The 20707-nt window shown below is 73.8% G+C and carries 20 protein-coding genes; 7 read left to right on the top strand and 13 right to left on the bottom strand.

Annotation, left to right across the window (positions count from 1 at the left end; all coding sequences use genetic code 11):
* The 3 genes from ABZ478_RS18390 to ABZ478_RS18400 all read left to right on the top strand — a co-directional run.
* On the top strand, nucleotides 1–731 hold a 731-nt coding region (locus ABZ478_RS18390; RefSeq protein ID WP_359550511.1), incomplete at its 5' end, for a cbb3-type cytochrome c oxidase subunit I.
* The gene (locus tag ABZ478_RS18395) at nucleotides 728–1063 is read left to right on the top strand and encodes a hypothetical protein (protein ID WP_359550513.1); all 336 of its coding nucleotides are present in this window, start codon (nucleotides 728–730) and stop codon (nucleotides 1061–1063) included. The genes ABZ478_RS18390 and ABZ478_RS18395, both read left to right, overlap by 4 nt.
* A 111-nt stretch (nucleotides 1064–1174) precedes the next feature.
* Nucleotides 1175–2686 carry an MFS transporter gene (locus tag ABZ478_RS18400; protein ID WP_359550516.1) on the top strand — a complete coding sequence of 504 codons (1512 nt, stop codon included), beginning with the start codon at nucleotides 1175–1177 and terminating at the stop codon, nucleotides 2684–2686.
* Nucleotides 2687–2714: 28 nt separating this feature from the next.
* Here the strand turns inward: ABZ478_RS18400 and ABZ478_RS18405 are convergent, their stop codons facing one another.
* The 11 genes from ABZ478_RS18405 to ABZ478_RS18455 form a co-directional block, all read right to left on the bottom strand.
* Nucleotides 2715–3758, bottom strand: coding sequence for a metallopeptidase TldD-related protein (locus ABZ478_RS18405; protein WP_359550519.1), 1044 nt, complete (start codon nucleotides 3756–3758; stop codon nucleotides 2715–2717).
* Complete coding sequence (locus ABZ478_RS18410; RefSeq protein ID WP_359550521.1) at nucleotides 3751–4806, bottom strand: HEXXH motif-containing putative peptide modification protein; 1056 nt, start codon at nucleotides 4804–4806, stop codon at nucleotides 3751–3753. The genes ABZ478_RS18405 and ABZ478_RS18410 overlap by 8 nt, the downstream gene beginning before the upstream one ends.
* Nucleotides 4803–5648, bottom strand: coding sequence for a cupin domain-containing protein (locus ABZ478_RS18415; RefSeq protein WP_359550524.1), 846 nt, complete (start codon nucleotides 5646–5648; stop codon nucleotides 4803–4805). The genes ABZ478_RS18410 and ABZ478_RS18415 overlap by 4 nt, the downstream gene beginning before the upstream one ends.
* On the bottom strand, nucleotides 5645–6436 hold the full coding sequence (locus ABZ478_RS18420) for a hypothetical protein (protein ID WP_359550527.1): 792 nt from the start codon (nucleotides 6434–6436) through the stop codon (nucleotides 5645–5647). Before ABZ478_RS18420 ends, ABZ478_RS18415 begins: the two co-directional genes overlap by 4 nt.
* Nucleotides 6426–7364 (bottom strand): DUF692 family multinuclear iron-containing protein, encoded by a 939-nt coding sequence (locus ABZ478_RS18425; protein ID WP_359550530.1) that lies wholly within the window; start codon nucleotides 7362–7364, stop codon nucleotides 6426–6428. Before ABZ478_RS18425 ends, ABZ478_RS18420 begins: the two co-directional genes overlap by 11 nt.
* Entirely contained in the window at nucleotides 7364–9280 is a 1917-nt protein-coding gene (locus ABZ478_RS18430; protein ID WP_359550533.1) for a radical SAM protein, read from the bottom strand. Before ABZ478_RS18430 ends, ABZ478_RS18425 begins: the two co-directional genes overlap by 1 nt.
* Entirely contained in the window at nucleotides 9277–10518 is a 1242-nt protein-coding gene (locus ABZ478_RS18435) for a hypothetical protein (protein WP_359550535.1), read from the bottom strand. Before ABZ478_RS18435 ends, ABZ478_RS18430 begins: the two co-directional genes overlap by 4 nt.
* Nucleotides 10502–11899 (bottom strand): MFS transporter, encoded by a 1398-nt coding sequence (locus ABZ478_RS18440; protein ID WP_359550537.1) that lies wholly within the window; start codon nucleotides 11897–11899, stop codon nucleotides 10502–10504. Before ABZ478_RS18440 ends, ABZ478_RS18435 begins: the two co-directional genes overlap by 17 nt.
* Before the next feature lie 132 nt (nucleotides 11900–12031).
* The gene (locus ABZ478_RS18445) at nucleotides 12032–12157 is read right to left on the bottom strand and encodes a hypothetical protein (RefSeq protein ID WP_351673548.1); all 126 of its coding nucleotides are present in this window, start codon (nucleotides 12155–12157) and stop codon (nucleotides 12032–12034) included.
* Between the two features lie 322 nt (nucleotides 12158–12479).
* The gene (locus ABZ478_RS18450) at nucleotides 12480–13505 is read right to left on the bottom strand and encodes an alcohol dehydrogenase (RefSeq protein ID WP_359550539.1); all 1026 of its coding nucleotides are present in this window, start codon (nucleotides 13503–13505) and stop codon (nucleotides 12480–12482) included.
* A 281-nt stretch (nucleotides 13506–13786) separates the two neighbouring features.
* Nucleotides 13787–14449: a TetR/AcrR family transcriptional regulator gene (locus ABZ478_RS18455; protein WP_359550540.1), complete on the bottom strand. Its 663-nt coding sequence runs from the start codon at nucleotides 14447–14449 to the stop codon at nucleotides 13787–13789.
* 138 nt (nucleotides 14450–14587) lie between these two features.
* Between ABZ478_RS18455 and ABZ478_RS18460 the strand changes: the two genes are divergently transcribed.
* The 4 genes from ABZ478_RS18460 to ABZ478_RS18475 all read left to right on the top strand — a co-directional run bounded on the left by ABZ478_RS18460 (nucleotide 14588) and on the right by ABZ478_RS18475 (nucleotide 19066).
* Entirely contained in the window at nucleotides 14588–15847 is a 1260-nt protein-coding gene (locus ABZ478_RS18460; RefSeq protein WP_359550542.1) for a YncE family protein, read from the top strand.
* Between the two features lie 152 nt (nucleotides 15848–15999).
* Nucleotides 16000–16965, top strand: coding sequence for a GNAT family N-acetyltransferase (locus ABZ478_RS18465; RefSeq protein ID WP_359550544.1), 966 nt, complete (start codon nucleotides 16000–16002; stop codon nucleotides 16963–16965).
* Between the two features lie 321 nt (nucleotides 16966–17286).
* Entirely contained in the window at nucleotides 17287–18393 is a 1107-nt protein-coding gene (locus ABZ478_RS18470) for an XdhC/CoxI family protein (protein WP_359550546.1), read from the top strand.
* Nucleotides 18394–18409: 16 nt separating this feature from the next.
* Nucleotides 18410–19066 (top strand): SRPBCC family protein, encoded by a 657-nt coding sequence (locus ABZ478_RS18475; RefSeq protein ID WP_359550548.1) that lies wholly within the window; start codon nucleotides 18410–18412, stop codon nucleotides 19064–19066.
* A gap of 100 nt (nucleotides 19067–19166) precedes the next feature.
* Here the strand turns inward: ABZ478_RS18475 and ABZ478_RS18480 are convergent, their stop codons facing one another.
* Together ABZ478_RS18480 and ABZ478_RS18485 are read right to left on the bottom strand one after the other, a co-directional pair.
* Entirely contained in the window at nucleotides 19167–19661 is a 495-nt protein-coding gene (locus tag ABZ478_RS18480; RefSeq protein WP_359550551.1) for a metallophosphoesterase, read from the bottom strand.
* A 9-nt stretch (nucleotides 19662–19670) separates the two neighbouring features.
* Nucleotides 19671–20681 carry an SDR family oxidoreductase gene (locus ABZ478_RS18485; RefSeq protein WP_359550553.1) on the bottom strand — a complete coding sequence of 337 codons (1011 nt, stop codon included), beginning with the start codon at nucleotides 20679–20681 and terminating at the stop codon, nucleotides 19671–19673.
* Nucleotides 20682–20707 lie beyond the last annotated feature (26 nt).

Here is a 20707-nt window from a genome sequence, read left to right on the forward strand (position 1 = left end):
CCGGCGGTGTGCTGCTGCCGTTCTTCTCCTTCATGACCTTCCTGATCGCGGTCCCGACCGGTGTGAAGTTCTTCAACTGGATCGGCACCATGTGGCGCGGCAGCCTCTCCTTCGAGACGCCCATGCTCTGGGTGACGGGCTTCCTGGTGACGTTCGTCTTCGGCGGACTCACCGGGGTGATGCTGGCCTCGCCGCCGCTGGACTTCCCGACCTCCGACACCTACTTCGTCGTCGCCCACTTCCACTACGTCATCTTCGGCACCGTCGTCTTCGCGATGTTCGCGGGCTTCCACTTCTGGTGGCCGAAGATGACCGGCAGGATGCTGGACGAGCGCCTCGGCAGGATCACCTTCTGGACGCTGTTCACCGGCTTCCACGGCACCTTCCTGGTCCAGCACTGGCTGGGCGTGAACGGGATGCAGCGCCGGATCCCGGACTACCTGGCGGTCGAGGGGCTCACCACGCTCAACACCGTGTCGACCGTCTTCTCCCTCCTGCTCGGCACGTCGATGCTGCCGTTCTTCTACAACGTCTGGAAGACGGCCAGGTACGGCGAGCCGGTCGGCGTGGACGACCCGTGGGGCTACGGCCGCTCGCTGGAGTGGGCGACGTCCTGCCCGCCGCCGCGGCACAACTTCCTCACCCTGCCGCGGATCCGCAGCGAGTCCCCGGCGTTCGACCTGCACCATCCGCGCCTGCCGGCGCCGGAGCGGGAGCTGACCGCGCGATGAGCGCCGACGAGGGCCGGACGCTGGTCCGGGAGATCGAGGGCCACCTGCTGCTCGCCGCCGCACGCGAGGAGGGCCGTGCGGCGGCGGCCCGGCTGACCGCCCGGCTGGGCCGGCTCACGGACACCCAGCGGGACGAGTTCGAGGAGCGGTTCGAGGCGGAGTACCTGACACTGGCCCGCTCCTCATGGCGGCGCACCGCTCACCGCGCCGAGGAACTGCGGCTGGCCTACGAGCGCCGGTACCGGGCGCTGCGCCTGCGGCTGGCGGCCTGCTGCGTCCTCGGGTGTGCCCTCGTGGCGGCTGCGGGCCTGCTGGTCCTGGCGGCCTCCTAGGGGAGTGCCCGGCCCGGACTCCCCTCGTCCGTGGTCGTGGCCAGGTGTGCGGCGCGCCCGGCGGGGGAACCTGGTTCGTCCGGGTTCGGGCGGGTGAGAGGAGCAGGCCCTGTGACAACGTCGGCGGCGGGCGGTCGGGAGCCGGCCGCCCAGGAGGCCGGGTACGAGCCGGACCCGCGCCGGTGGCGGGCCCTGTGGGTCACTCTGGTGGCAGGCTTCATGAGCCTGCTGGACGTGACGATCGTGGCGGTCGCCCTGCCCACCATCCAGCGCGACCTGCACGCCTCCGCCGCACAGGTGCAGTGGGTGGTCTCCGGATACGCGCTCACCTTCGCCCTCGCCCTCGTCACCGCCGGGCGGCTCGGGGACGCCCTGGGCCGGCGGCGGATCTTCCTGGTCGCCCTCGGCGGGTTCGTGATCTTCAGCGCGGCCTGCGGCGCCGCTCCCGACATCACCTTGCTGGTGGCGGCCCGGCTGGCCCAGGGCCTGGCGGCGGGCTTCATGGCCCCCCAGAACTCCGCGCTCATCCAGCAGTTGTTCCGCGGCGCCGAACGCGGTCGGGCCTTCGGGCTCTTCGGTTCGGTCGTCGGTATCTCCTCGGCCGTGGGCCCCATCACCGGGGGCGTCATCCTCGCCCTCGCCTCCGGCGCGCAGGGCTGGCGGTGGATCTTCTACGTCAACGTCCCCATCGGCATCCTCGCGGTGCTCCTCGGCCGGCGTCTGCTGCCCCGTACCCGGCGGTCCGGCCGGGGGCACGTGGACGTGCCGGGCGTCCTGCTGCTGGGGCTCGGCGTGCTCTGCCTCATGTATCCGCTGGTGCAGGCGGACACGGGTGGCATCGGGCAGCTGTGGTGGCTGTTCCCCGTCGCAGTGGCGGTTCTCGCCGTCTTCGCCCGGTGGCAGTGGCGCCTGGTCGCCCGTGGCGCGCAGCCGCTGCTCGACCCGCGCCTGTTCACCACCGTGCGCGGCTACGCCGTCGGGGCCGGCGTCGGCACGCTGTACTTCATCGGCTTCAGCGGCGTCTGGCTGGTCTTCGCCCTCTTCTACCAGCACGGCCTCGGCTTCTCCCCGCTGCGCTCGGGCCTGGCCGTGACCCCGTTCGCCGTCGGCTCGGCGATCACCGCCGTGCTCGCCGGCCGCCTGGTGGACCGGTTCGGCCGGCTGCTCACGGTGTGCGGTCTCACGGGCGTGCTCCTCGGCCTCGGCGGCACCGCGCTGATGCTGCGCCACGGCCCCGCGGACAGCGCTCCCTGGCTGGCCGCCCCGCTGCTGTTCCTGGGCGGCGTCGGCGGCGGCTTCGTCGTCTCCCCCAACATCACCATGACCCTGCGGGACGTGCCGGTGCGCATGGCGGGCGCGGCGGGCGGCGCCCTGCAGACGGGCCAGCGGCTCGGCGCGGCGGTGGGCACCGCCGCCCTGCCCGGGCTCTTCTACCTGGTGCTCGGCAGGAGCCACGACTACCGCGGCGCCCTCTTCGCCGCGCTGGGCGCCGCCCTCGTCGGCATGGCGGCCTCCCTGGCCCTCGCGACGTCCGACTGGCGGCGCGACCGGCGGATACGCGGGCCGCGCCGGAAGTGCCCCGACGAGGTCGCCAACAGTCCGGTGAACGCCCGGCAGACCTGAGCGGCGGCCGTCGCGGCCCCGGCGCGGCTCAGGCGGAGGGTTGCGTACGGCGGACCAGTCGCCGCACCTGCTCCAGCGGCCGTACCACGCATCGCGCCAGGAGCAGGGAGGGGCTGATGAGGGTCGAGCCGACCTCGTGGCCGTCCTTGACGCAGGTGTAAGGCGAGCTGTGCACGCGTACGTCGCTGCCCACCGCGGTGATCTGCCGCGCCAGCGCCGCCTTCGGTGCGCAGACGGCCACCGGCCCCGCGATGTCGTCCGTCGGCCGCCCGTCGCGCACCCGCCGTGCCCACAGCGCCTCGAGGATGAGGTGTTCGCGCACGGAGAAGCCGCCGACGGCGGTTCCCAGGAGCCAGCCGTCGCCGACCCGTTCGAGCAGTTCCGCCTGAGTGTGCGGGCCCGGTGCCACGGCGAGCACGCTGCAGCGCGGTACGACCGCGTCCCGGGCGCCGCGGCCGTGTCCGGTGCTGCTGCCCGCGCTCAGGGCCCGGGTCGCCCGGGAGGTGAGCAGCGCGCTCCAGCGGCCGTCGCGGACCAGCGTGACCGTCCGGGGGGCGGTGTCCTCGTCGTCCCGGAGGTAGCTGCCCGCGTACGGACGGGCCGTCGGGCGGTCCCGTACCGTCAGCGGGGCCCGGGTCCACTCGTCGCCGAGGGACCGGCCGAGGGCCCGGCGCTGGGCCAGGTAGTTGTCGGCCTCGCTGGTGTGCCCGAAGCACTCGTGCACCAGGATCCCGGCCACCGGGGGTGTGAGCAGCGCCGGACCCGACAGCGGGCCGGGCAGCGGACGGCGCCGGGCCAGCAGCGCGCGGTCGTCGAGCAGCCGGGCCACACCGTCGTCCAGTTCGGCCGCCACGTAGGCGCTGCCGTGGGCGGCGACGCCCCACTGCGGGGTGTGGCCGTGCCGGGCCGGGCCGAGGCGGATCCGCACCCGGCACAGCCCGTCGTGCTCGTCGTGCTCGACGTGCGCCCCGGGGCCGAGCCGGGCGCGGGCCCGCGCCAGTGCCGCCCCGAGGGTGTCCTCGGCGGGGCCGGCGAGGACGGTGGGTGGGCCGTGGGGTTCCCGGTCAGCCACGGTCGAGCCGGTCGATCGCGCTCCGGCACCCCGCGAGCAGCCGGGCGCCGTGCTCGGTGGGCTCGGCGACCTCGAGCAGGTTCTTCTCGGCGACCCGCAGCTGATCGGTCTTCAGCGCGAGGTACCGCTGGATGCGGGCCCGCTCGGCCGGGTCGCGCTCGGTCCCGAGGTGGCGGCCGGCCACGTGGACGTCGTTGATGAAGGAGAGGATGCCGTGCGCGATGTGCCCGAGCGGGCGCTCGGCGTCGACGAACGGCGAGTGGTGCCGCGCCTCGGGATTGCGGACCACCGCCACACAGTCGAGGATGCCGCTGAAACGCTGGTGGGTGGCCTCGTGGACCAGGGTCTGGGCCAGCATGTAGGCGGGCCGCTCGCTGGTCAGGACCAGGCCCCGCAGGCCGTGGACGCTGAAGTTCAGGGGCCGCAGGCCGCGGTGGCCGCCCAGTGCCGCGAACGCCTGGATGTCGATCGCCGCCATCTCCCGGCCCTCGGGCCACACGGCCGCCAGCGCGTCGGCACCCCGCTGCACGGTCGCGGCGAACTCCCGCGCCCGCTCCGGGGTGAGGTCGAGCGGGACCTCGTCTCCTTCGCCGGCCCATCCGAAGAGCTGGGCGGAGCGGATTCCGGCGGCGGTGGTGACGACCGGTGCCGCGGGGCGCCGGGCACCGAGGCCGACGTGGGCCGTCGCGCCCGGCCGCTCGGGGCCCAGGCACCGGCCGAGCTGGGTGAGCAGGGTCTCCGGGTCGGTGCCGGGCCTGGTGCTGCGCCAGATCCAGCCGGTCATGTCCGGGCTCAGCGCCCGGTCCAGGGCCTCGTCGACGTCCCAGGCGTCCAGCAGTTCCAGGGCACGGGCGACCTCGGGGGCGTCGGGACGGTCCTCGCGCAGCGCCCTGACCGCGCGCAGGAGCCGTACGAGGTACTGCCGGGCCACGACGCGGCGCACCTGTTCGCCGGCGGCGACGGCGGCGTCGTCCTCGGCCAGGACGATCAGCGACAGATCGGGCAGTCCGGCCGCCGACCTGTCCGCCGCGAGTTCCTTCAGTCTCATGCTTCCCCCTGTCCCGCCGGTTCCGCGTGTCGTTCCGGCGGTTCCGGCTCCGGTCGCGTGATGGTGCGCAGGGCCCGTACGAGTGCTGCCTCGAGCCGCTCGGGGTCCGCGCCGTCGACAGGCAGCGGCTCCCACCAGGCGTCCTGGGCGGCCAGTGCGCGCAGCAGCGGCTTGAGGTGGGTGCCCAGCGCGCTGCGCGCGTTGTACGAGAAGGAGACGCTGACCGAGCCCTCGCCGGCGCCGTCCGGGTTCTCGACGCCCTCGTGGGGTGCGAACAGCGGCAGGTAGAGCACGTCGCCGGGGTGCAGCACCACTTCCCAGGGCCGCCGGGGCAGTTGGCCCGAGGGGACGAACCCCTTGGTCTCCAGCATGCGTTTGCGCTGCCGGTCGCGGCCGGTGTGCTCGGGCAGCCCGACGCGCCAGCTCTTGGAGCCCTGCTGCTGTACGACGAAGTTGTCGCTGTGGTCGAAGTGGCAGCCGATTCCGGCGCCGCCGCCGCGGGTGACCGACAGATCGGCGGTGCACTCCTCCCAGCCGAAGAGACCGGCCAGCTTGTGGCAGGCAACCGCCAGTTCGGGCACGGTGTGCTGTGCCTGGTTGACGAACAGCACGGTTCCGTCGGGGCGCCGGTGCACGCCCGCTCCGGAGGTGTCCCCGTCCAGGCGGGCTTCCAGTGCCGTGACGTCGGACCAGGTCAGCGCCGGCGCCAGGAACCGCGGGCCGCAGCCGCGCAGGACGACGGGCCGGCGGCGCCAGTGGTCGCGTCGGAAACGGTCGAGGTCGAGCCGGTCCGTCTCGTCCGGCCGGTGGCCGTCCGTCCGCTCGGTTCTCCGGGTGTTCATCGCAGCCCCCATGCGTGCACTCGGTCCTCCAGCGAGGTCCGCACCCGTGGTGCCAGCGCGTCGAGGCGCCCGTCCAGGAAGGTGGTCAGGGCCTCGTACAGCGGGCGGCGGGCGGGGCCGATGACGCAGCGGCCACCTCCCGCCAGGAACATCGTCGGCTTCAGCAGCCACGCCTCGGGCGCCTCGTCGTAGGCCCGGAACCCGCACAGGACACCGCCGTGGAAGGCCATGTGGGCGAGGGTGACGTCGAAGGTGGCATGGGCTCCGGTGGCGACCGCGCGGACGACGGCGGCGGCGGCCTCGTGGTGGACGAGCGGCTCCAGTTCGCCGAGCGGGTCGAGCGCCGGTGGCCGCCCCGCCATGAAGCGGTGGAAGCACTCGGGCAGGGTCGTGCCGCGGCCGTACGGGGAGAACGGGACGTCGCGGAACCGCTGGAAGGACGGCGAGGCGATGAACCGCTCCGCCACCTGGTTGACCGCCACCCCGTGCCGTTCCCGCAGCTCGTCCAGGGTGCGGGGGAACGCGCCCTTGAGGCCGGGTCCGGTGCCGGTGCCGCCGGAGACCACCTCGGAGCGTATGTTCCGCCCCACCAGGGCCAGTTCGTGCACGTCCACCCGGCCGAAGGCGTCCACGAGGTCGGCGTCGAGCGCCAGCCGGCCGCTGGTGGGGCCCTCGGCGGTGAACGCGTCGCGGAAGTCCCGGTCGTACAGGAGCCGGTCGAGGACCATCAGGATCCGCTCGTGCCGCGTGGGCGGGCCGAGGACGGCTGCCGGGGTGTCATGCGGCACGGGCTCCGCCCTCCTTCCAGGACCGCACGAGCGCGAACAGCCGCTCCGCGTTGGGCCGCGACTTGGGGACGAGTTGTCCGTCGGCGGTGAACTTGGGGTCCTCGTAAGTGACTCCGGTCAGGCGCGGCATCCGCGGCAGCAGGTGCTCCAGCAGGGCCAGTTGCTCGTCGAGCAGTACGCCGTGGTGCAGGTCGCGGAAGCGTCCGTCGACGATCTGGCAACCCGACAGGTGCACTTCGTGGCAGCGGTCGAGCGGCAGTGCGTCCAGGCCCTCGAACATCCGCGGTCCGGTGCGCCCCGTCAGCCACTGGTAGGCGAGGATGTGCCCGATGTCGATGGTCGCCAGGGCGCCGGTCTCCCGGATCACCGTGTCGTAGAAGGTGAAGGCGTCCAGGTCGCCGACGAGGAAGCTGCCGCCCTCGGTGAAGCCGGGGAACTCCACGGAGAGGGGCGCCCGCAGTCGCCCCACCCAGTCGGCCACACCGGTCACGCAGTGCTCCAGGCCCTCCGCGGTCAGGACGGGCGGCATGGGGTAGGGCAGACTGCGGCCCGCGAGGGACCAGATGCCGAGGTCCTCGATGATCCAGCGGAATCCGTAGCGTCCGATGAGCGCGTTGGTGAAGTCCGCGATCTCGGCGCGGCCGTAGCGCTCCGGGCTCCCGGTGTTGAGCATGGTGTGGTGGAAGGCGCGGGGCCGGTCGGCGCCGAACAGCTCGAAGAGCCGGTCGTACGCCGGGAAGTAGCGCTCGGGGGCGAGGGGCCCGTAGTCGATGGGCTGGAAGGCGACGAACATGTAGTCGTAGGCGGGGGCGTTGTGTCTCAGGAAGGCGGCCACCTGGTCGGTGGGCCGGCCGGGGCCGGTTTTCTCGAAGCCGATCCGCTCCCCCCAGACCAGGTCCATGCCCAGCCCCAGTCCGAGCTTCTCCATCACACGCTCCTCCCTCCGAGGGCCTCGGACGCCGCGGCTGCCCGGCGGGGGCCGGGTGCCGTGGCCGTGTCGGGCCCGTCGGGCTCCAGCAGGCGTTTGTCGAGCATCCGGTGCAGCCAGCGCCGGCCGTCCCGGTCCTCGGCCCGGAACCGGCCGTCCGGGGTGGGCGTCAGGGCGGCGGGCACGGCCGCCATCCGCGGCCAGGCCACGTCGGCCAGGAACCAGCGGCCGCCCACCCGGCGCAGGGCGACGGCGAACCGCGGCCGGGCCGCCGTCGCCGACTCCCCGGTCGCGTCCGGCCGGCCGGCCGTGTGCTGCGGCAGGTCGGGGCGGCCGGCGCGTTCGGCGTCGGGTACGGCCTCGACGGTCATCCGCAGCAGCCGGTCGCGGGCCTCGCCGGTCGCGGTGTCGTCGAGGACCGCGCCGCCGACGCGTCCCGCGGCGAAGGCCAGTTTGTCGTTGGTGACGAGCGGGTCGTCGTCATCGCGCCGCCGGTCCGCCCACAGGTAGCTGCCGGGTTCCGCCACGACCAGTTGCAGGGTGTCCAGGCCCATGTCCGCGGGGTGGCGCCGGATGACGCCGACCGTGTCGTGATGGCCTTCGACGGCCAGGGGGTGGTCGTAGCCGTCCATGAAGGAGAGGTTGGTGACGATGCCCGCGCCGGTCAGGTTGAGCACGGCCCGCTCGGCGTGGGCCGCGTCCTGTCCCTTGTGCAGGGAGTCGAGTATGTCCTGGTGGGCCGTCTCGAAACCGGTCGAGATCTGCACGCAGCCGGCCTCGCGCAGCCGGCGGCAGAAGCCGGGGTCGGCCAGCTCCGGCTCCAGGCGGGCCCGGACCCGGAAGGTCAGGTCCGCTCCGCCGCGGCGCACGGCGTCCATGACCCGTAACAGGTGCCGCAGGCCGGTGTTCTCGTCGGCCACGGCCACGTCGGTGATGCCGAGCCGGCGGGCGAGTGCGACGAGGTGACGGGCCGCGGTGCCGGGGTCGATCTGCTGGAAGGCCCGGGCGTCGCGGTAGCGGTTGCCGTACGAGCAGAAGGTGCACCTTCCCCAGTAACAGCCCACGGTCAGGCGGAAGGGGAACTGGTGGGCCTGGTTGCTGTAGTCGGCGAAGTCGAACTGCCGGAAGTCGGGCGCCGGCTGGTCGTTGAGGACGAAGCCGTCGCGCAGGCCGTCCGCGGGCCGCTCCGGCACCTTGCGGCCGCGGGCCCGGCCGGTCCCGAGCACGTCGGTCAGGAAGTCCTCGCCGTGGCCCACGCACCAGTGGTCGACCGTGCCGGCCGCCGCGGTCCGGCGGCGCAGCAGCGCGGCCCACATCTGGACGGTAGGTCCGCCGAGCGCGATCCGGACGTCCGGCCGGCGCCGCCTGACCAGTGTGGTCAGCGCGAGGGTGGGGACCACCTGGCTGAAGAACGGGACCGTGAACGCCAGGAGGCGGGGCCGGTGTTCGGCGAGCAGCGCGTCGAGGTGGTCGGCGCACCAGCGGGCGGACCAGGTGCCCAGGGACGCCTCGACCAGCTCGTCGATCCGCCCCAGCCGGGGCGTGCCGGGGAGGATCCAGCCGTCCCGGGCGGCCTGCTGCAGGACGTAGCGGCCGGTCGCGGTGATGGCCGTCTCCTGGGCGAACCCGGCGGAGCGGTCCCGGGCGGTGCGCAGCAGCAGGTCCCCGTGGGCGGCCCGGTAGTCCTCGCTGACGCCGCGGTAGATGGCGGCGGCGGTCGGCGCGCCGTCGGCCTCCCTCCGTTCCGGGGCGGACGGGCGGCGCAGGAGCACCTCGTCGCGGTACGCCAGGTTCAGGTCGAGGCTGCGCACCCGGTGCCCCTGGGCGGTCCAGGCCGCGGTGAGCTGGGGCAGGGCCAGGTACGGGAACTGCACGGCCTCGCTGACCGGTGGCATCACCAGGAGTACGTCGGTCATGGCAGGTCCGCCTCCGGCCCGGCCGCGGCTCCGGGCCCGGTCAGGCGGGCCAGGCGTCGCAGCTCCCGCTCGGCCGACTCCGCCGTGTCCGGGTCGCCCTGGGTGCGGGCGAGCACGCGCAGCGTCTTCCAGATCCCCTCGCGCAGCGGCAGTTCGGCCGCGAGGGCGCGGAACTCGTCCAGGGCCGCGCCGGGGCCGTCCAGTCGCAGGGTGGCCCGCGCGCCCATGATCCGGGCATGTGCGCCGAGGGTGTCCTGGGGGTCGATGGCCGCCGCCTCCCGCAGGTACGAGCGGGCGGTGCGATGGTCGCCCAGGGCGAAGTGGGCGGCGCCGATGCGGTAGGCGAGCCAGCTGGAGCGGTAGCCGTGCGCGGCGGCCCGCTCGAAGCACTTCTCCGCCTCCTCGGGCTGTCGCTCCGTGTGCGCCAGGCCGCGCAGGGCGGTGACGATGCCCGCCTCCGGACCGTCGCCGCCCGCCTCGGGTCCGGGCGGTCCGGCGCCCTGATGGACGCGCAGCATCAGATCCTCCGGCCACGGCGTCGCGGGCAGGTACGAGGACCGGCGCGCGCGCAGTCCGAGCCGCGCCGCGACGTCCGCGCCCACGGTGCGGTACTCGGACGGCAGGAACCCCGACCGGGTGGACCAGGTCATCGCGGTCAGTTCGCCCCCGCAGGCGTCGACCAGGCGGGCCAGTTCGTCCGTGCTGTGCTCGGACCGGCCGTGCTCGTCCACCAGCCAGTCCAGGTCGATGTCCGTGACGATGTCCGTGCGCACGTGCCGGCCGAGGTGGTCGACGAGCAGGTCGGGAGGTACGACGCAGAGCCGTACTCCGCACAGGGTGACCGAGAGGCAGCAGCGCTCCGCGCGCGGTTCGGCCGGTGCGCCCGCGGTGCTGATCAGCGAGACGGCGTCCAGCGCGTGCTCCACCCAGCCGCCGGAGGAACGCCAACTGGGCACCCACACCAGGTCGGTGAGGCCTGCCGTGATCGCGGCGGCGGACCAGAAGTCGTCGAGGCCGAAGGCGCCGGGCACTCCGCGGACCGGCAGCCGGCGCACCAGCGGGGCCGGGGAGCGGCCCTCTTCGGCGGCGGCCCGCAGCGCCTCGGCGCCGCCCGGAGCCAGGGGTTTGAGGTCGAGGTGACGGTCGAAGCACACGACCGTGCGGCCGCTGTAGGGACGGGCGGACCACAGTGCCGCGACCTCGCCGTGCTCTTCGAAGAGATCAACGTGTGCCGGCATCCTGCGACCGTTCCATGAGAGGTGTTCCCGGTGCCGGGACGGTGTCCGCGGGCCCCGCGGAGGCGAACCGGCGGACGTCCGGCCGCACGGCCACCGCGGCGGTGGAGACGAGCACGAGTGCGCCGCCCCACAGCATGATCGAGCGGGCGTCGGCGAAGCGGAGCAGTCCGGCGCCGAGCAACTGCCCCAGCGGCAGGGAGGCGAAGGAGAAGAAGAAGTCCGCCGAGAAGGCACGGCCGTGCAGGTCCTCGGGCACGTCCCGGCGCAGTCCGGTCATCTTGACGATGTCGAAGGCCTGCTGACCGACACCGCCCGCGAAGAAGGCGGCGGCGAGCAGCACGACGGACCCGGTCACCACGGGGGCCAGCACGGTCACGCCGTACAGGGCGAGCAGGGCGAGCGCGTACAGGCCGCGGTGCCGGCCGCCGATCCGGCCGCCGACGAGGGCGCCCAGGGCGTTGCCGACGGCGAAGGCGCCCAGGACGAACCCGTACACGGTGGCGCTGTGACCGCGCTCGATCAGGAAGACGGGCAGGGCCACCATCCAGGGGCCGACGGCGAACACCACGTGCACGACGGCGAGGAGCTGCACATGGCGCAGCCAGGGGATGCGCCACAGTACGGCGAGGCCCTGGAGGGCGGTACGCAGGAGCGGCGGTTCGGCTTCGTCCGCGTCCCCGGCCCGCCGGTCGTTCGGCGGGCCGTCCGGATCGGACCCGGACTTCCCGGACGCCGGTTCCGCCGCCGCGGGACCGGCCTGGGACCGGGTCCCGATGCGCGCGCCCGCCCAGCGGGTGGCGGCGGCGGAGACACCGAAGGCGAACGCGGCGAGCACGGCGCCCGTGGGCGCGCCGAGTGCGCCGACGACGGCGGCGGCCAGGGTGGGTCCGACCATGCCGGCGCTGTTGCGCATGCCCTCCAGCAGGCCGTAGGCGGCGGTGACCTCGGCGTCCTCCTCGTCGGCGGCGCTCCGGGCGTCGCGGTCCGGGAGGATCCGGGGCGCGACGACGAGGAGCGCCGGCTCGCTGACCGCCTCGCACAGTCCGATCAGTACGGCGACGACGATGACGACGGCGTCCAGCCCGCCGCCCCAGACCAGGGCGAGCGCGACGAGCGCGGCGACGCGGATGGAGTCCGCGACGACGGCCGCGCGGACCGGGTCGAACCGGTCCAGGAGGGCTCCGCTGAACAGCACCACTGCGCCGAGCGCGACGAAGCGTGCGGCGAACACGGCGCCGATGGTCTCTGCGGGCGTGCCCGCCTTCGCGGCCGCCACCACAACGATGATAGGAAAAAACGCGTCGCCAAGAAGGGAGACCGTCTGCCCAAAACAAAGACCGGCGAACCGCCGGTGCCGCAACAGCCGTACATAAATTGCCACGGGGGGCCGTGAAACCTTTCTCGCCGATGACGCCGGGATTCATTCCTCGAAAATGAGCCGCACGACGACAACGGGTGGGCGGGCCGGAAAACCGGGCCGCCCACCCGTTATCATGTCCGGTCCGGGCCGGCCTTAGCTGCGGAACCGGAACGCGTGGAACGCCACGCTGTCGTCGAGGTCCTCGGCCTCCAGGACTTCCAGAGAGTCGAGGTCCTCGATCTCCTCGAGGATCTTCTGGTCGGTGTTCGACTCGCCCATTGCGTCTCCCTCCGAAACAGGGCACCACAGGCCCATCCCCGCAGCGCTCCCAATTGATGCTAGGGGACACCTGTCACCCGCCCACAGAAGGCGTCGGGAGTTTGACCGAAAAGCACGCGGGGCGGCCCGGGTTCCGCTTTCCGGTCGGTGCCGCGAGCCAGGAAACAGCGGGAAAAGGAACGGAAGCGGCCGTTCCTTCACCCGCGCCGTGGCTCGTTCCGGACGGGTTCGGTATTTCGCCCGCGGAAACATCGTCCCCGCTTCCCGAAAGGGTGACTTCGAACCATGGCGAGCAGGGGTTTCCGGCCGCTGGGAGGACGCCTCAGCCGGTGGTCAGCACCATCCTGAAGCGGGCCCGGCCGGCGAGCATCTTCCGGTAGGCCTCGTCCGCCTGCTCCAGCGGCACGGACTCCGTCATCGGACGGATGCCGTGCAGGGCGCTGAACTCCATGGTGTCCTCGACGTCCTTCGCGGTGCCGGAGGGGTGGCCGCGCACGACCCGGCCGCTCATGAGCAACTGGACCGGGCTGATGCCCAGCGGCTCGGTGTCCGCTCCGATGACCACCAGTTCGCCGCGGTGCGCCAGTCCGTCCACGGTGGCCGTGATCGCCTCGGAGTGCCCGGCGGTGGCGAGGACGACCTTGGCTCCGCCGAGGGACTGCAGGGCCTCGGCGACCGGGGTGCCGGAGGTGCTGTCGACGTAGTGGTGGGCGCCCAGCCGCTTGGCGAAGTCGGCCTTCTCGGCGCCCCGGGCGATCCCCACGGTCTCGAAGCCCATGGCGGCCGCGTACTGCACCCCGAGGTGCCCGAGGCCGCCGAGTCCGAGCACCGCGACCAGGTCGCCCGGCCTGGCGGAGCTGCGCCGCAGCCCGTTGTACGTGGTGACGCCGGCGCAGGCCATCGGCCCGGCGTCGCCCGCCGCCAGCCCCTCGGGGATCCGGGCCAGGGCGTCGACGGGCACCAGCACCTTGTCGCCGAAGCCTCCGTCGTACGCCCAGCCCGGGACCTCGAGGTTCCGGCACACGATGAAGTCGCCCTCTCGGCAGGGCACGCAGTGGCCGCAGCTGCCGCCGAACCAGCCGACGGCCACCCGGTCACCGGTCCGCCATCCGCGGTCCCCGGTCCCCTCGCCCAGTTCCTCGATCCGCCCGGCGATCTCGTGCCCGGGCACCTCCGGGAACGACACGCCCGGCAGTCCGCCGCTCACGAAGAGGGCGTCGCTGTGGCAGATCCCGCACGCCTCCACGGCGATCAGGACCTGTCCGGGTCCGGGCCGGGGCACCTCTCGCTCGGCCAGTTCGAACGTGCCGTCCGGGGCGGTCACCTGCGCGACTCGGTAGGTACTCATCTGCATCTCCGGAGAACGGGTACGACGGCCCCCTGAACCAGCAGACCAGCTACGGCCGGATGCCGCGCGTCGAGCCGGGTCCGCCCCGGCCGACGGGCCTGCGGCCCCGGCTGACGGGCCCACGGGTTCGGCCGACGGGCCTGCGGCCCCGGCTGACGTGAGCGGCCGGCACCCGGCTCCGGTCTGCCCGCGGTGGGCCGGCCGGGCCCGGCCGGCCAGGACCATGCCGGCCTCAGGCCCGCGCCCCGCTCACCCCGCCCCCCTCACCGAGACAGCCCCGCTCACCCCCGCCGGGCCTGGCCGCCTTCCGGGCGCAGGATGTCCAGCAGTTGGCGGACCAGTTCGTCGACGACCTCGTCGAGGGTCGCGTCCACCCAGCCGGTGCTCCAGTCGTGCAGCAGGCCGTTGACGCTGCCGATGAAGGCGGTGGCCGCGAGGCGGTAGTCGCGCACCGCCGCCTCCCCGCGGGCCGCGGCCGCGTCGGCCTCCGCGCGGATCAGGTCGACCCAGCGGGCCCGGCGGGCGAGCCGCTGCTCCTCCAGCCGGGGGCTGACGCCGATGATCTCCACGAAGGCGATACGGATGCGGCGCGGATCGCGGGTGACGTCGCGGGCGTAGGCACGGAACAGCACGGCGACCCGCTCGGCCAGCGGCAGCCCCTCGGCCGCGGCGAGCGCGTCCAGCACGGCCTGTTCCGCCCAGCCGTTGACCTCCAGGTGCAGGGCGGCGAGGACGTCCTCCAGGGTGCGGAACTCCTCGTAGAACTGTCGGGTGGACAGGCCGGCGGCCTGGCTCAGGGCGGCGACCGTGGTCGCCCGGTAGCCGGGGGTGTCACCGAACAGCCGCAGCGCGGCGTCCAGGAAGCGGCGGCGCCGCTCGGCCTGCCGTTCCTCGGCGGACCTGCCGCCGTAACGGCCCGTCGGCGCCCTGAGCCTGCCCGTCACGCTGTCCCCTCCCGTTCCCACCGCTCCCCCAATCTTGTCCTGCACACATCTTGTCGAGAAGGCCGCCCCTTCCTTACTTTTCAGTAAGTTCACAGTGAAAGCGCCCGTGTTCAGATTCCCCGAGGAAAGAGAGCAGTCATGCCTGCCTCCAGAACCAGGCACCTTTGCTCCATGGCCGCCGCCCTCACACTGACCCTCGCCGGCCCGGCGACCGCCGCCGGCGCGACCGCGTCCGCCACCGACGCCTCAGGGCTGCGGGAGGTGCTGTTCGTCGGCAACAACTGGGACGGCACCGCCGATGTGATCAAGTCCTCCGGCGACTTCGCGAAGATCGGCCGGATCGACGTGGTCCCGGACAAGGACCAGCGGATGGCGGAGATCAACGCGGACCCGATCAAGTGGATCTACTTCCAGGCCATCCGCAACAGCGTGGGCGAGGGCCACGACCAGTTCGCCGACGACATGTACTCCACCCCGGACGGCCGCTCCGTCGTGGTCTCCCGCCCGAGCTTCGCGGACGTCGTCTCGATCGACCTGGCCACCGGGAAGGTCAACTGGCGCTTCCCGGTGTCCGGTTACCGGGCCGACCACATGGCGGTCTCGCCGGACGGCACCCGTGTCGCGGTGTCCGCGTCGACCGCGAACACCGTGCACGTGCTGGACATCGGGACCGGCAGGCAGCTCGGCTCGTTCGCCACCGGCGACAAACCGCACGAGAACATCTTCACCAGGGACGGCAAGTACATCTGGAACATGTCCATCGGTGACGTCAACACCGCCCTGGACGACCCGATCTGGGACTGGACGAAGGGCGACCGGCACATCACGGTCGTCGACGCGACGAGCTTCAAGCAGGTCAAGGTCGTCGACATGCGGCAGCGCCTCGACGCGTACGGGCTGAAGGACTTCTCCGACGCCGTGCGCCCCGCCGTCTTCTCCCCCGACGAGTCCAAGCTGTACTTCCAGGTGTCGTTCTTCAACGGCTTCCTGGAGTACGACGTCGCCGCCGACCGGATCACCCGGGTGAAGACCCTGCCGAAGAACCCGGCGACCAGTGCGGACCGCACCACCTGGGTCAACGACTCGCGCCACCACGGGCTCTCGATGAACCCCGAGGGCACCAAGCTCTGCGTGGCGGGCACCATGGACGACTACGCCACCGTGGTCGACCGCGCCACCCTCCAGGAGGGCCCGCTGGTCACCGCGTCCAAGCCGTACTGGGCCACGGTCAGCGGCGACGGCAAGGACTGCGTGGTCTCCGAGTCCGGCGCGGACCAGGTCACCGCGATCGACTTCGCCACCGGCCGGAAGGTCACGTCGGTCCCGGTCGGCGACCATCCGCAGCGCGTCCGGCTGGGGCATGTGCGGGACGGCTGGACGGGCCCGGGCGGAAACTGAGCGGCGTACGGCCCCCGGGGTGCCCCCATGACCCCGGAGGCCGTGCCACGCCGCCGCGGTTTCCCGCGCGGAGACGCCGCCGGGCCGCTGCCCGGTGCCGTGCCGAACGACCCTCGTTGCCGCGAAATCCGGCGCACGGCTAGTCTCCACCGATGCCCTCCCTCGTCCCGTCCCTGCCGGCCGGCTACCGCTCGCGGCCCTCGACCACTGACGACATCCATGCGATCCAGGCCCTGGTCACGGACTGCGAGCGGGAGGTGTACGGGCGGGGGCAGAGCGACGTGGGGGCGGTGGCCGCCGATTTCACGCGGCCGGGCCTGGTGCCGGAGTCGGACACCGTCGTCGTTCACGACCCGGCCGGCCGCCTCGTCGCCCGCGCCTGGGTGGACCGGCGTTCCGAAGTGGACGTGCATCCGGAGCAGCGCGGCCGGGGCCTGGGCGCCGCGCTCCTCGGCTGGACGCTGGCGCGGGCGCGGCAGGCCGGCACCGCCCGCGTCGTGCAGACCGTGCCGGACGGGGACACAGGCGCCGTGCGGCTGCTGCGCGCGCACGGGTACGAGCCGCTGGTGACGTCCTGGCTGCTGGAGTTCGCCATGCCGGCCGAGCCCGCGGTGCCCGAGCCGCCGGCGGGCATCTCGGTGCGGCCCTTCCGCACCGGCGACGGGCCCGCCACGCACGTACTCGTCCAGGACGCGTTCGACGAGTGGCAGGAGCGGCGGCAGGCGTACGAGGAGTGGGCCGCCCACACCGTGGAGCGGCGGACGTTCGCCCCTCGGCGGTCGGCCCTGGCGTTCGCCGGTGATCATCTCGTGGGCGCCGTCCTGGCGCTGGACGCGCCGGGCACGGACGAGGGCCACCTCGAACAGGTCGCCGTACGGCGTGACCACCGCGGCCGCGGCATCGCCCGGCTGCTGCTGCGCCACACGTTCCGGGCCTTCCACCGGACGGGCCTTCGCTCCTGCACGCTGTGGACCCACTCGGACACCGGTGCGCTCGACCTCTACCTGCGGGTCGGCATGACGGTCCGGCACAGCTCCACGGTCTTCCGCAAGGACCTCGGCGGACAGGACCGCCACGTCTCCCCCGGGCCGGCCCCCCGCCCGGCGTCGCGCGCGTGATCGCTCCCGGTTCCGGACGGGGGCTCGTGTACCAGGGGCCGGTCCCGCCGGGGTGATGGAGCGATACTCGGCAAACCCCCGTCGCACCACTCGCCGGGGCCGGTGCATCGCCTTAGAGTGATCTACATCGTGCCGGTCTGAGGGATTTGTTCGGCTTCCTCTCCTGCCCGCACGGTCCGGAGGGCGCATGACCCACATCGAGGGCGACGTGGACGGTACGGCGGCACCCCGCTGAGCGAGCCGCCGCGCGAGTTCCTGAACCGCCGGCGGCGGTGGTGCGCGGGGCCGCGGACGGCCGGGTCCCGGTGAAGGGAGCGAGAGGTGCGTGACATCCTCCCGGCGCTGGAGCGCTGGTACCGGGCGGGAGTGCCGTTCGGGCTCGCCACGGTCGTCGCGGTCAGCCGCAGCGCGCCGCGCGGCCCCGGTGCCGCCATGGCCGTGGGGCCGGACGACGAGGTCGTGGGCTCCGTGTCCGGGGGCTGTGTGGAGGGGGCGGTGTTCGAACTCGCCCAGGAGGTCGTGGCGAGCGGCGAGTCGCGGCTCGTGACCTTCGGGTACAGCGACGAGGACGCGTTCGCCGTCGGCCTCACCTGCGGTGGCGAGATCACGCTGCTGGTGCGGGCCGTGACGCCCGGCTCGGACCCGGCGTTCGGCCGCGTCGCGGCGTCCGTGGCCGCGGGCGATCCGGTGACCGTGGCCATGGTGGTCGACGGGCCCGCACCGCGCGGGGCCGCCCGCGCGGTCTGGCCGGACGCCGTCGGGGGCACCCTGGGCGCGGCCGGGCTCGACGTGGCGGTCACCGCCGACGCCCGCGGTGAACTCGCCCTGGGCGCCTCGGGGCTGAGGCACTACGGGCCGCACGGGGAACGCCGCGAGGACTCCGTCACGGTGTTCCTGCAGTCGTTCGCGCCGCCGCCGAGGATGCTGGTCTTCGGCGCGATCGACTACGCGGCCGCCGTGGCCCGTGTCGGCGCCTTCCTCGGCTACCGGGTCACCGTCTGCGACGCCCGCCCGGTCTTCGCCACCCCGAAGCGCTTTCCGGAGGGGGTGGAGGTCGTCGTCGACTGGCCGCACCGCTATCTCGCCGCCACCGGCACCGACGGGCGCACGGTGATCTGCGTCCTCACCCACGACCCGAAGTTCGATGTGCCGCTGCTGGAGGAGGCGCTGCGCCGGCCGGCCGCGTACATCGGGGCGATGGGCAGCCGGCGTACCCACGACGAGCGGCGCGAACGGCTCGCCGAGGCCGGTGTCACCGAGACCGAGCTGGCCCGGCTGCGCTCGCCGCTCGGGCTCGATCTCGGGGCCCGGACACCGGAGGAGGTCGCGGTGTCCGTCGCCGCCGAGATCGTCGCCCTGCGCTGGGGCGGCAGCGGCGCGCCGCTGACCACGACCGCCGGGGCCATCCATCCGGCCGCCGCCCCCTGAGTGCGAGGAGCAACCCATGGAACTGCACCACGAGTTCACCGTCCCCGTCCCCGTCGACGAGGCCTGGCCGGCGCTCCTCGACATCGAACGCGTCGCCCCGTGCCTGCCGGGCGCGGTGGTGGAGGAGTACGACGGCAGGACCGTGACCGGCTCGGTGAAGGTCAAGGTCGGCCCGGTCACCGTGACCTACCGGGGCACCGCGGTCTTCGAGGAGCAGGACGCGGCGGCCCACCGGATGGTGCTCGCGGCGAGCGGCCGGGAGACCCGGGGGCAGGGCACGGCCAGGGCGACGGTCACCTCCGTGCTGAGCGAGCGTGAGGGCGGCACGGCGGTGACCGTAACCACCGACCTGAAGGTGACCGGGCGTCCGGCCCAGTTCGGGCGCGGGGTGCTGGGAGAGGTGGGCGACCGCCTGGTGGGGCAGTTCGCGGCATGTCTGGCGGACCGGCTGGGCGGCCCGGAGCCCGGGCCCCCCGCGCAGGAGGCCGCGCCGGCCGCCGGCCGGGAGGAGCCGGAACCCCTGGACCTGCTGCGCACGGCGGGCCTCCCGGTGGCCAAGCGCGCCCTCGCGGCCGCGGCGGCACTGGCCCTGCTGGCGCTGGCCGCCACCCGGCTCCGACACGGCCGCTCCCGGCGGGGCCGCAGGGCCCGCCGACCGCGCGGCGGGCGCTGACGCCTCCCGCGACGGAGCGCGAGGCAAGCAGGGTTACCCGCAGCGGCGCCGAGACTCCTGCCGCAGGGGTTCGGTACACAGGGGCTCGGGACGCGGAGCCCTAGGTGATGCGGTGCAGGGTGACGTCGGTGAGGGCACCGTCGGTGACGGCCGCGGTGAGGTAGGTGTGGTGCGGCTGGCGGCGGCGGTCGGTCGGCGAGCCGGGGTTGAGCAGCCGCAGTCCGCCGGGGGCGACGGTGTCCCAGGGGATGTGGCTGTGGCCGAAGACCAGCACGTCCAGCTCCGGGAAGCGGGCGGCGCACCGGGCCTCGCGGCCCCGCGCGGGGCCGGTCTCATGGACCACGCCGAAGCGGAGGCCGCCCAGTTCGGCGTACGCCACCTCGGGGAGGCGGGCCCGCAGCTCGGGGCCGTCGTTGTTGCCGTACACCGCGACCAGCCGGCGGCTGCGGTCCTCCAGCAGGTCGAGGGTGGCCGTGTCGACCCAGTCCCCGGCGTGGAACACCACGTCCGCGCGCGGAAGTTCGGCGAGCAGCGGGTCCGGGAGCCGCTTGGCGCGCCTGGGGAGGTGGGTGTCGGACATCAGGAGCAGTCGCACACGGCCACACTAGGGAGTCGGGGAGGTGAGGCGGCGGATGCCGCGTACGGCACCCAGTACGGCGGCGCCCGCGCCGAGGGCGGTGGCGGCCGGGTGCCGGGCCAGGGTCTCCTGCCAGGAGCGCGCGTGCGCGGTGTCGTCGAAGGCGCCATGGGCGCCCTGGTCGTCCTCGGGCGCCCGGTCGACGGGTTCGAAGAGGTTGTCCAGGCCGGTCGGCGGGACGCTGTCGGTCTCCTGGGAGCCGAAGCCGGTGCGGGCCAGATAGCGGTCGAGCAGGGCCGGGGCGAGCCGGTTGGCCCAGAGGGTGGCGAGGGTGGAGGCGCCGACGTAGTACTGCTTGCCGCGCGGGTGGTCCGCCGCGTGGGCCACGCCCCGGGCGGCGACCTCCGGCTGGTAGATCGGCGGCACCGGCATGGGGTGCTTGGCCAGCCGGGAGCGCACCCAGTCGAACTGCGGTGTGTTGACCGCGGGCATCTGCGCGACGGTGATGTGCACGTTGCTGCCGCGGTGCAGCAGTTCGACGCGGACGGAGGACGTGAAGCCGTTGATGGCGTGCTTGGCGCCGCAGTACGCCGACTGCAGCGGGATGGAGCGCTCCCCGAGCGCCGAGCCGACCTGCACGATCGTGCCCCGGTCGCGGGGCAGCATCCGCTTCAGGGCGGAGCGGGTGCCGTTGACGAAACCGAGGTAGGTCGTCTCGGTGGTGCGCGTGAACTCCTCGGGGCCGATCTCGTCGAACGGCGCGAACACGGACGCGAAGGCACAGTTGATCCACACGTCGATCGGGCCGAACTCCTTCTCCGCGGTCTCCGCGACGGCCTCCACCTGGGCCGGGTCGGCCACGTCGGCGGTCTGCACCAGGGGCCGTCCGCCGAGGACCGCGACCTCGTCGGCCGCGTTGTTCAGGCCGCCCTCGCCCCGCGCCACCAGGACGACGTTCGCGCCGCGCCGGCCGTAGAGGCGGGCGGTGGCACGGCCGATCCCGGCGCTGGCACCGGTGATGACGACGGTGGGGGGCATGATGTCTCCTCTCGTAAGGCGGGTGC

This window comes from Streptomyces sp. NPDC005706, assembly GCF_040631045.1.
In the GTDB taxonomy this organism is placed as follows: Bacteria; Actinomycetota; Actinomycetes; order Streptomycetales; family Streptomycetaceae; genus Streptomyces.

What these genes read in the sequence shown, in the direction of transcription:
- ABZ478_RS18430 (WP_359550533.1), bottom strand. Translation starts at nt 9,280, where the DNA reads ATGACCGACGTACTCCTGGTGATGCCACCGGTCAGCGAGGCCGTGCAG.
- ABZ478_RS18460 (WP_359550542.1), top strand. Translation starts at nt 14,588, where the DNA reads ATGCCTGCCTCCAGAACCAGGCACCTTTGCTCCATGGCCGCCGCCCTC.
- ABZ478_RS18410 (WP_359550521.1), bottom strand. Translation starts at nt 4,806, where the DNA reads ATGAGACTGAAGGAACTCGCGGCGGACAGGTCGGCGGCCGGACTGCCC.
- ABZ478_RS18415 (WP_359550524.1), bottom strand. Translation starts at nt 5,648, where the DNA reads ATGAACACCCGGAGAACCGAGCGGACGGACGGCCACCGGCCGGACGAG.
- ABZ478_RS18445 (WP_351673548.1), bottom strand. Translation starts at nt 12,157, where the DNA reads ATGGGCGAGTCGAACACCGACCAGAAGATCCTCGAGGAGATCGAGGAC.
- ABZ478_RS18475 (WP_359550548.1), top strand. Translation starts at nt 18,410, where the DNA reads ATGGAACTGCACCACGAGTTCACCGTCCCCGTCCCCGTCGACGAGGCC.
- ABZ478_RS18450 (WP_359550539.1), bottom strand. Translation starts at nt 13,505, where the DNA reads ATGAGTACCTACCGAGTCGCGCAGGTGACCGCCCCGGACGGCACGTTC.
- ABZ478_RS18435 (WP_359550535.1), bottom strand. Translation starts at nt 10,518, where the DNA reads ATGCCGGCACACGTTGATCTCTTCGAAGAGCACGGCGAGGTCGCGGCA.
- ABZ478_RS18485 (WP_359550553.1), bottom strand. Translation starts at nt 20,681, where the DNA reads ATGCCCCCCACCGTCGTCATCACCGGTGCCAGCGCCGGGATCGGCCGT.
- ABZ478_RS18425 (WP_359550530.1), bottom strand. Translation starts at nt 7,364, where the DNA reads ATGGAGAAGCTCGGACTGGGGCTGGGCATGGACCTGGTCTGGGGGGAG.
- ABZ478_RS18395 (WP_359550513.1), top strand. Translation starts at nt 728, where the DNA reads ATGAGCGCCGACGAGGGCCGGACGCTGGTCCGGGAGATCGAGGGCCAC.
- ABZ478_RS18465 (WP_359550544.1), top strand. Translation starts at nt 16,000, where the DNA reads ATGCCCTCCCTCGTCCCGTCCCTGCCGGCCGGCTACCGCTCGCGGCCC.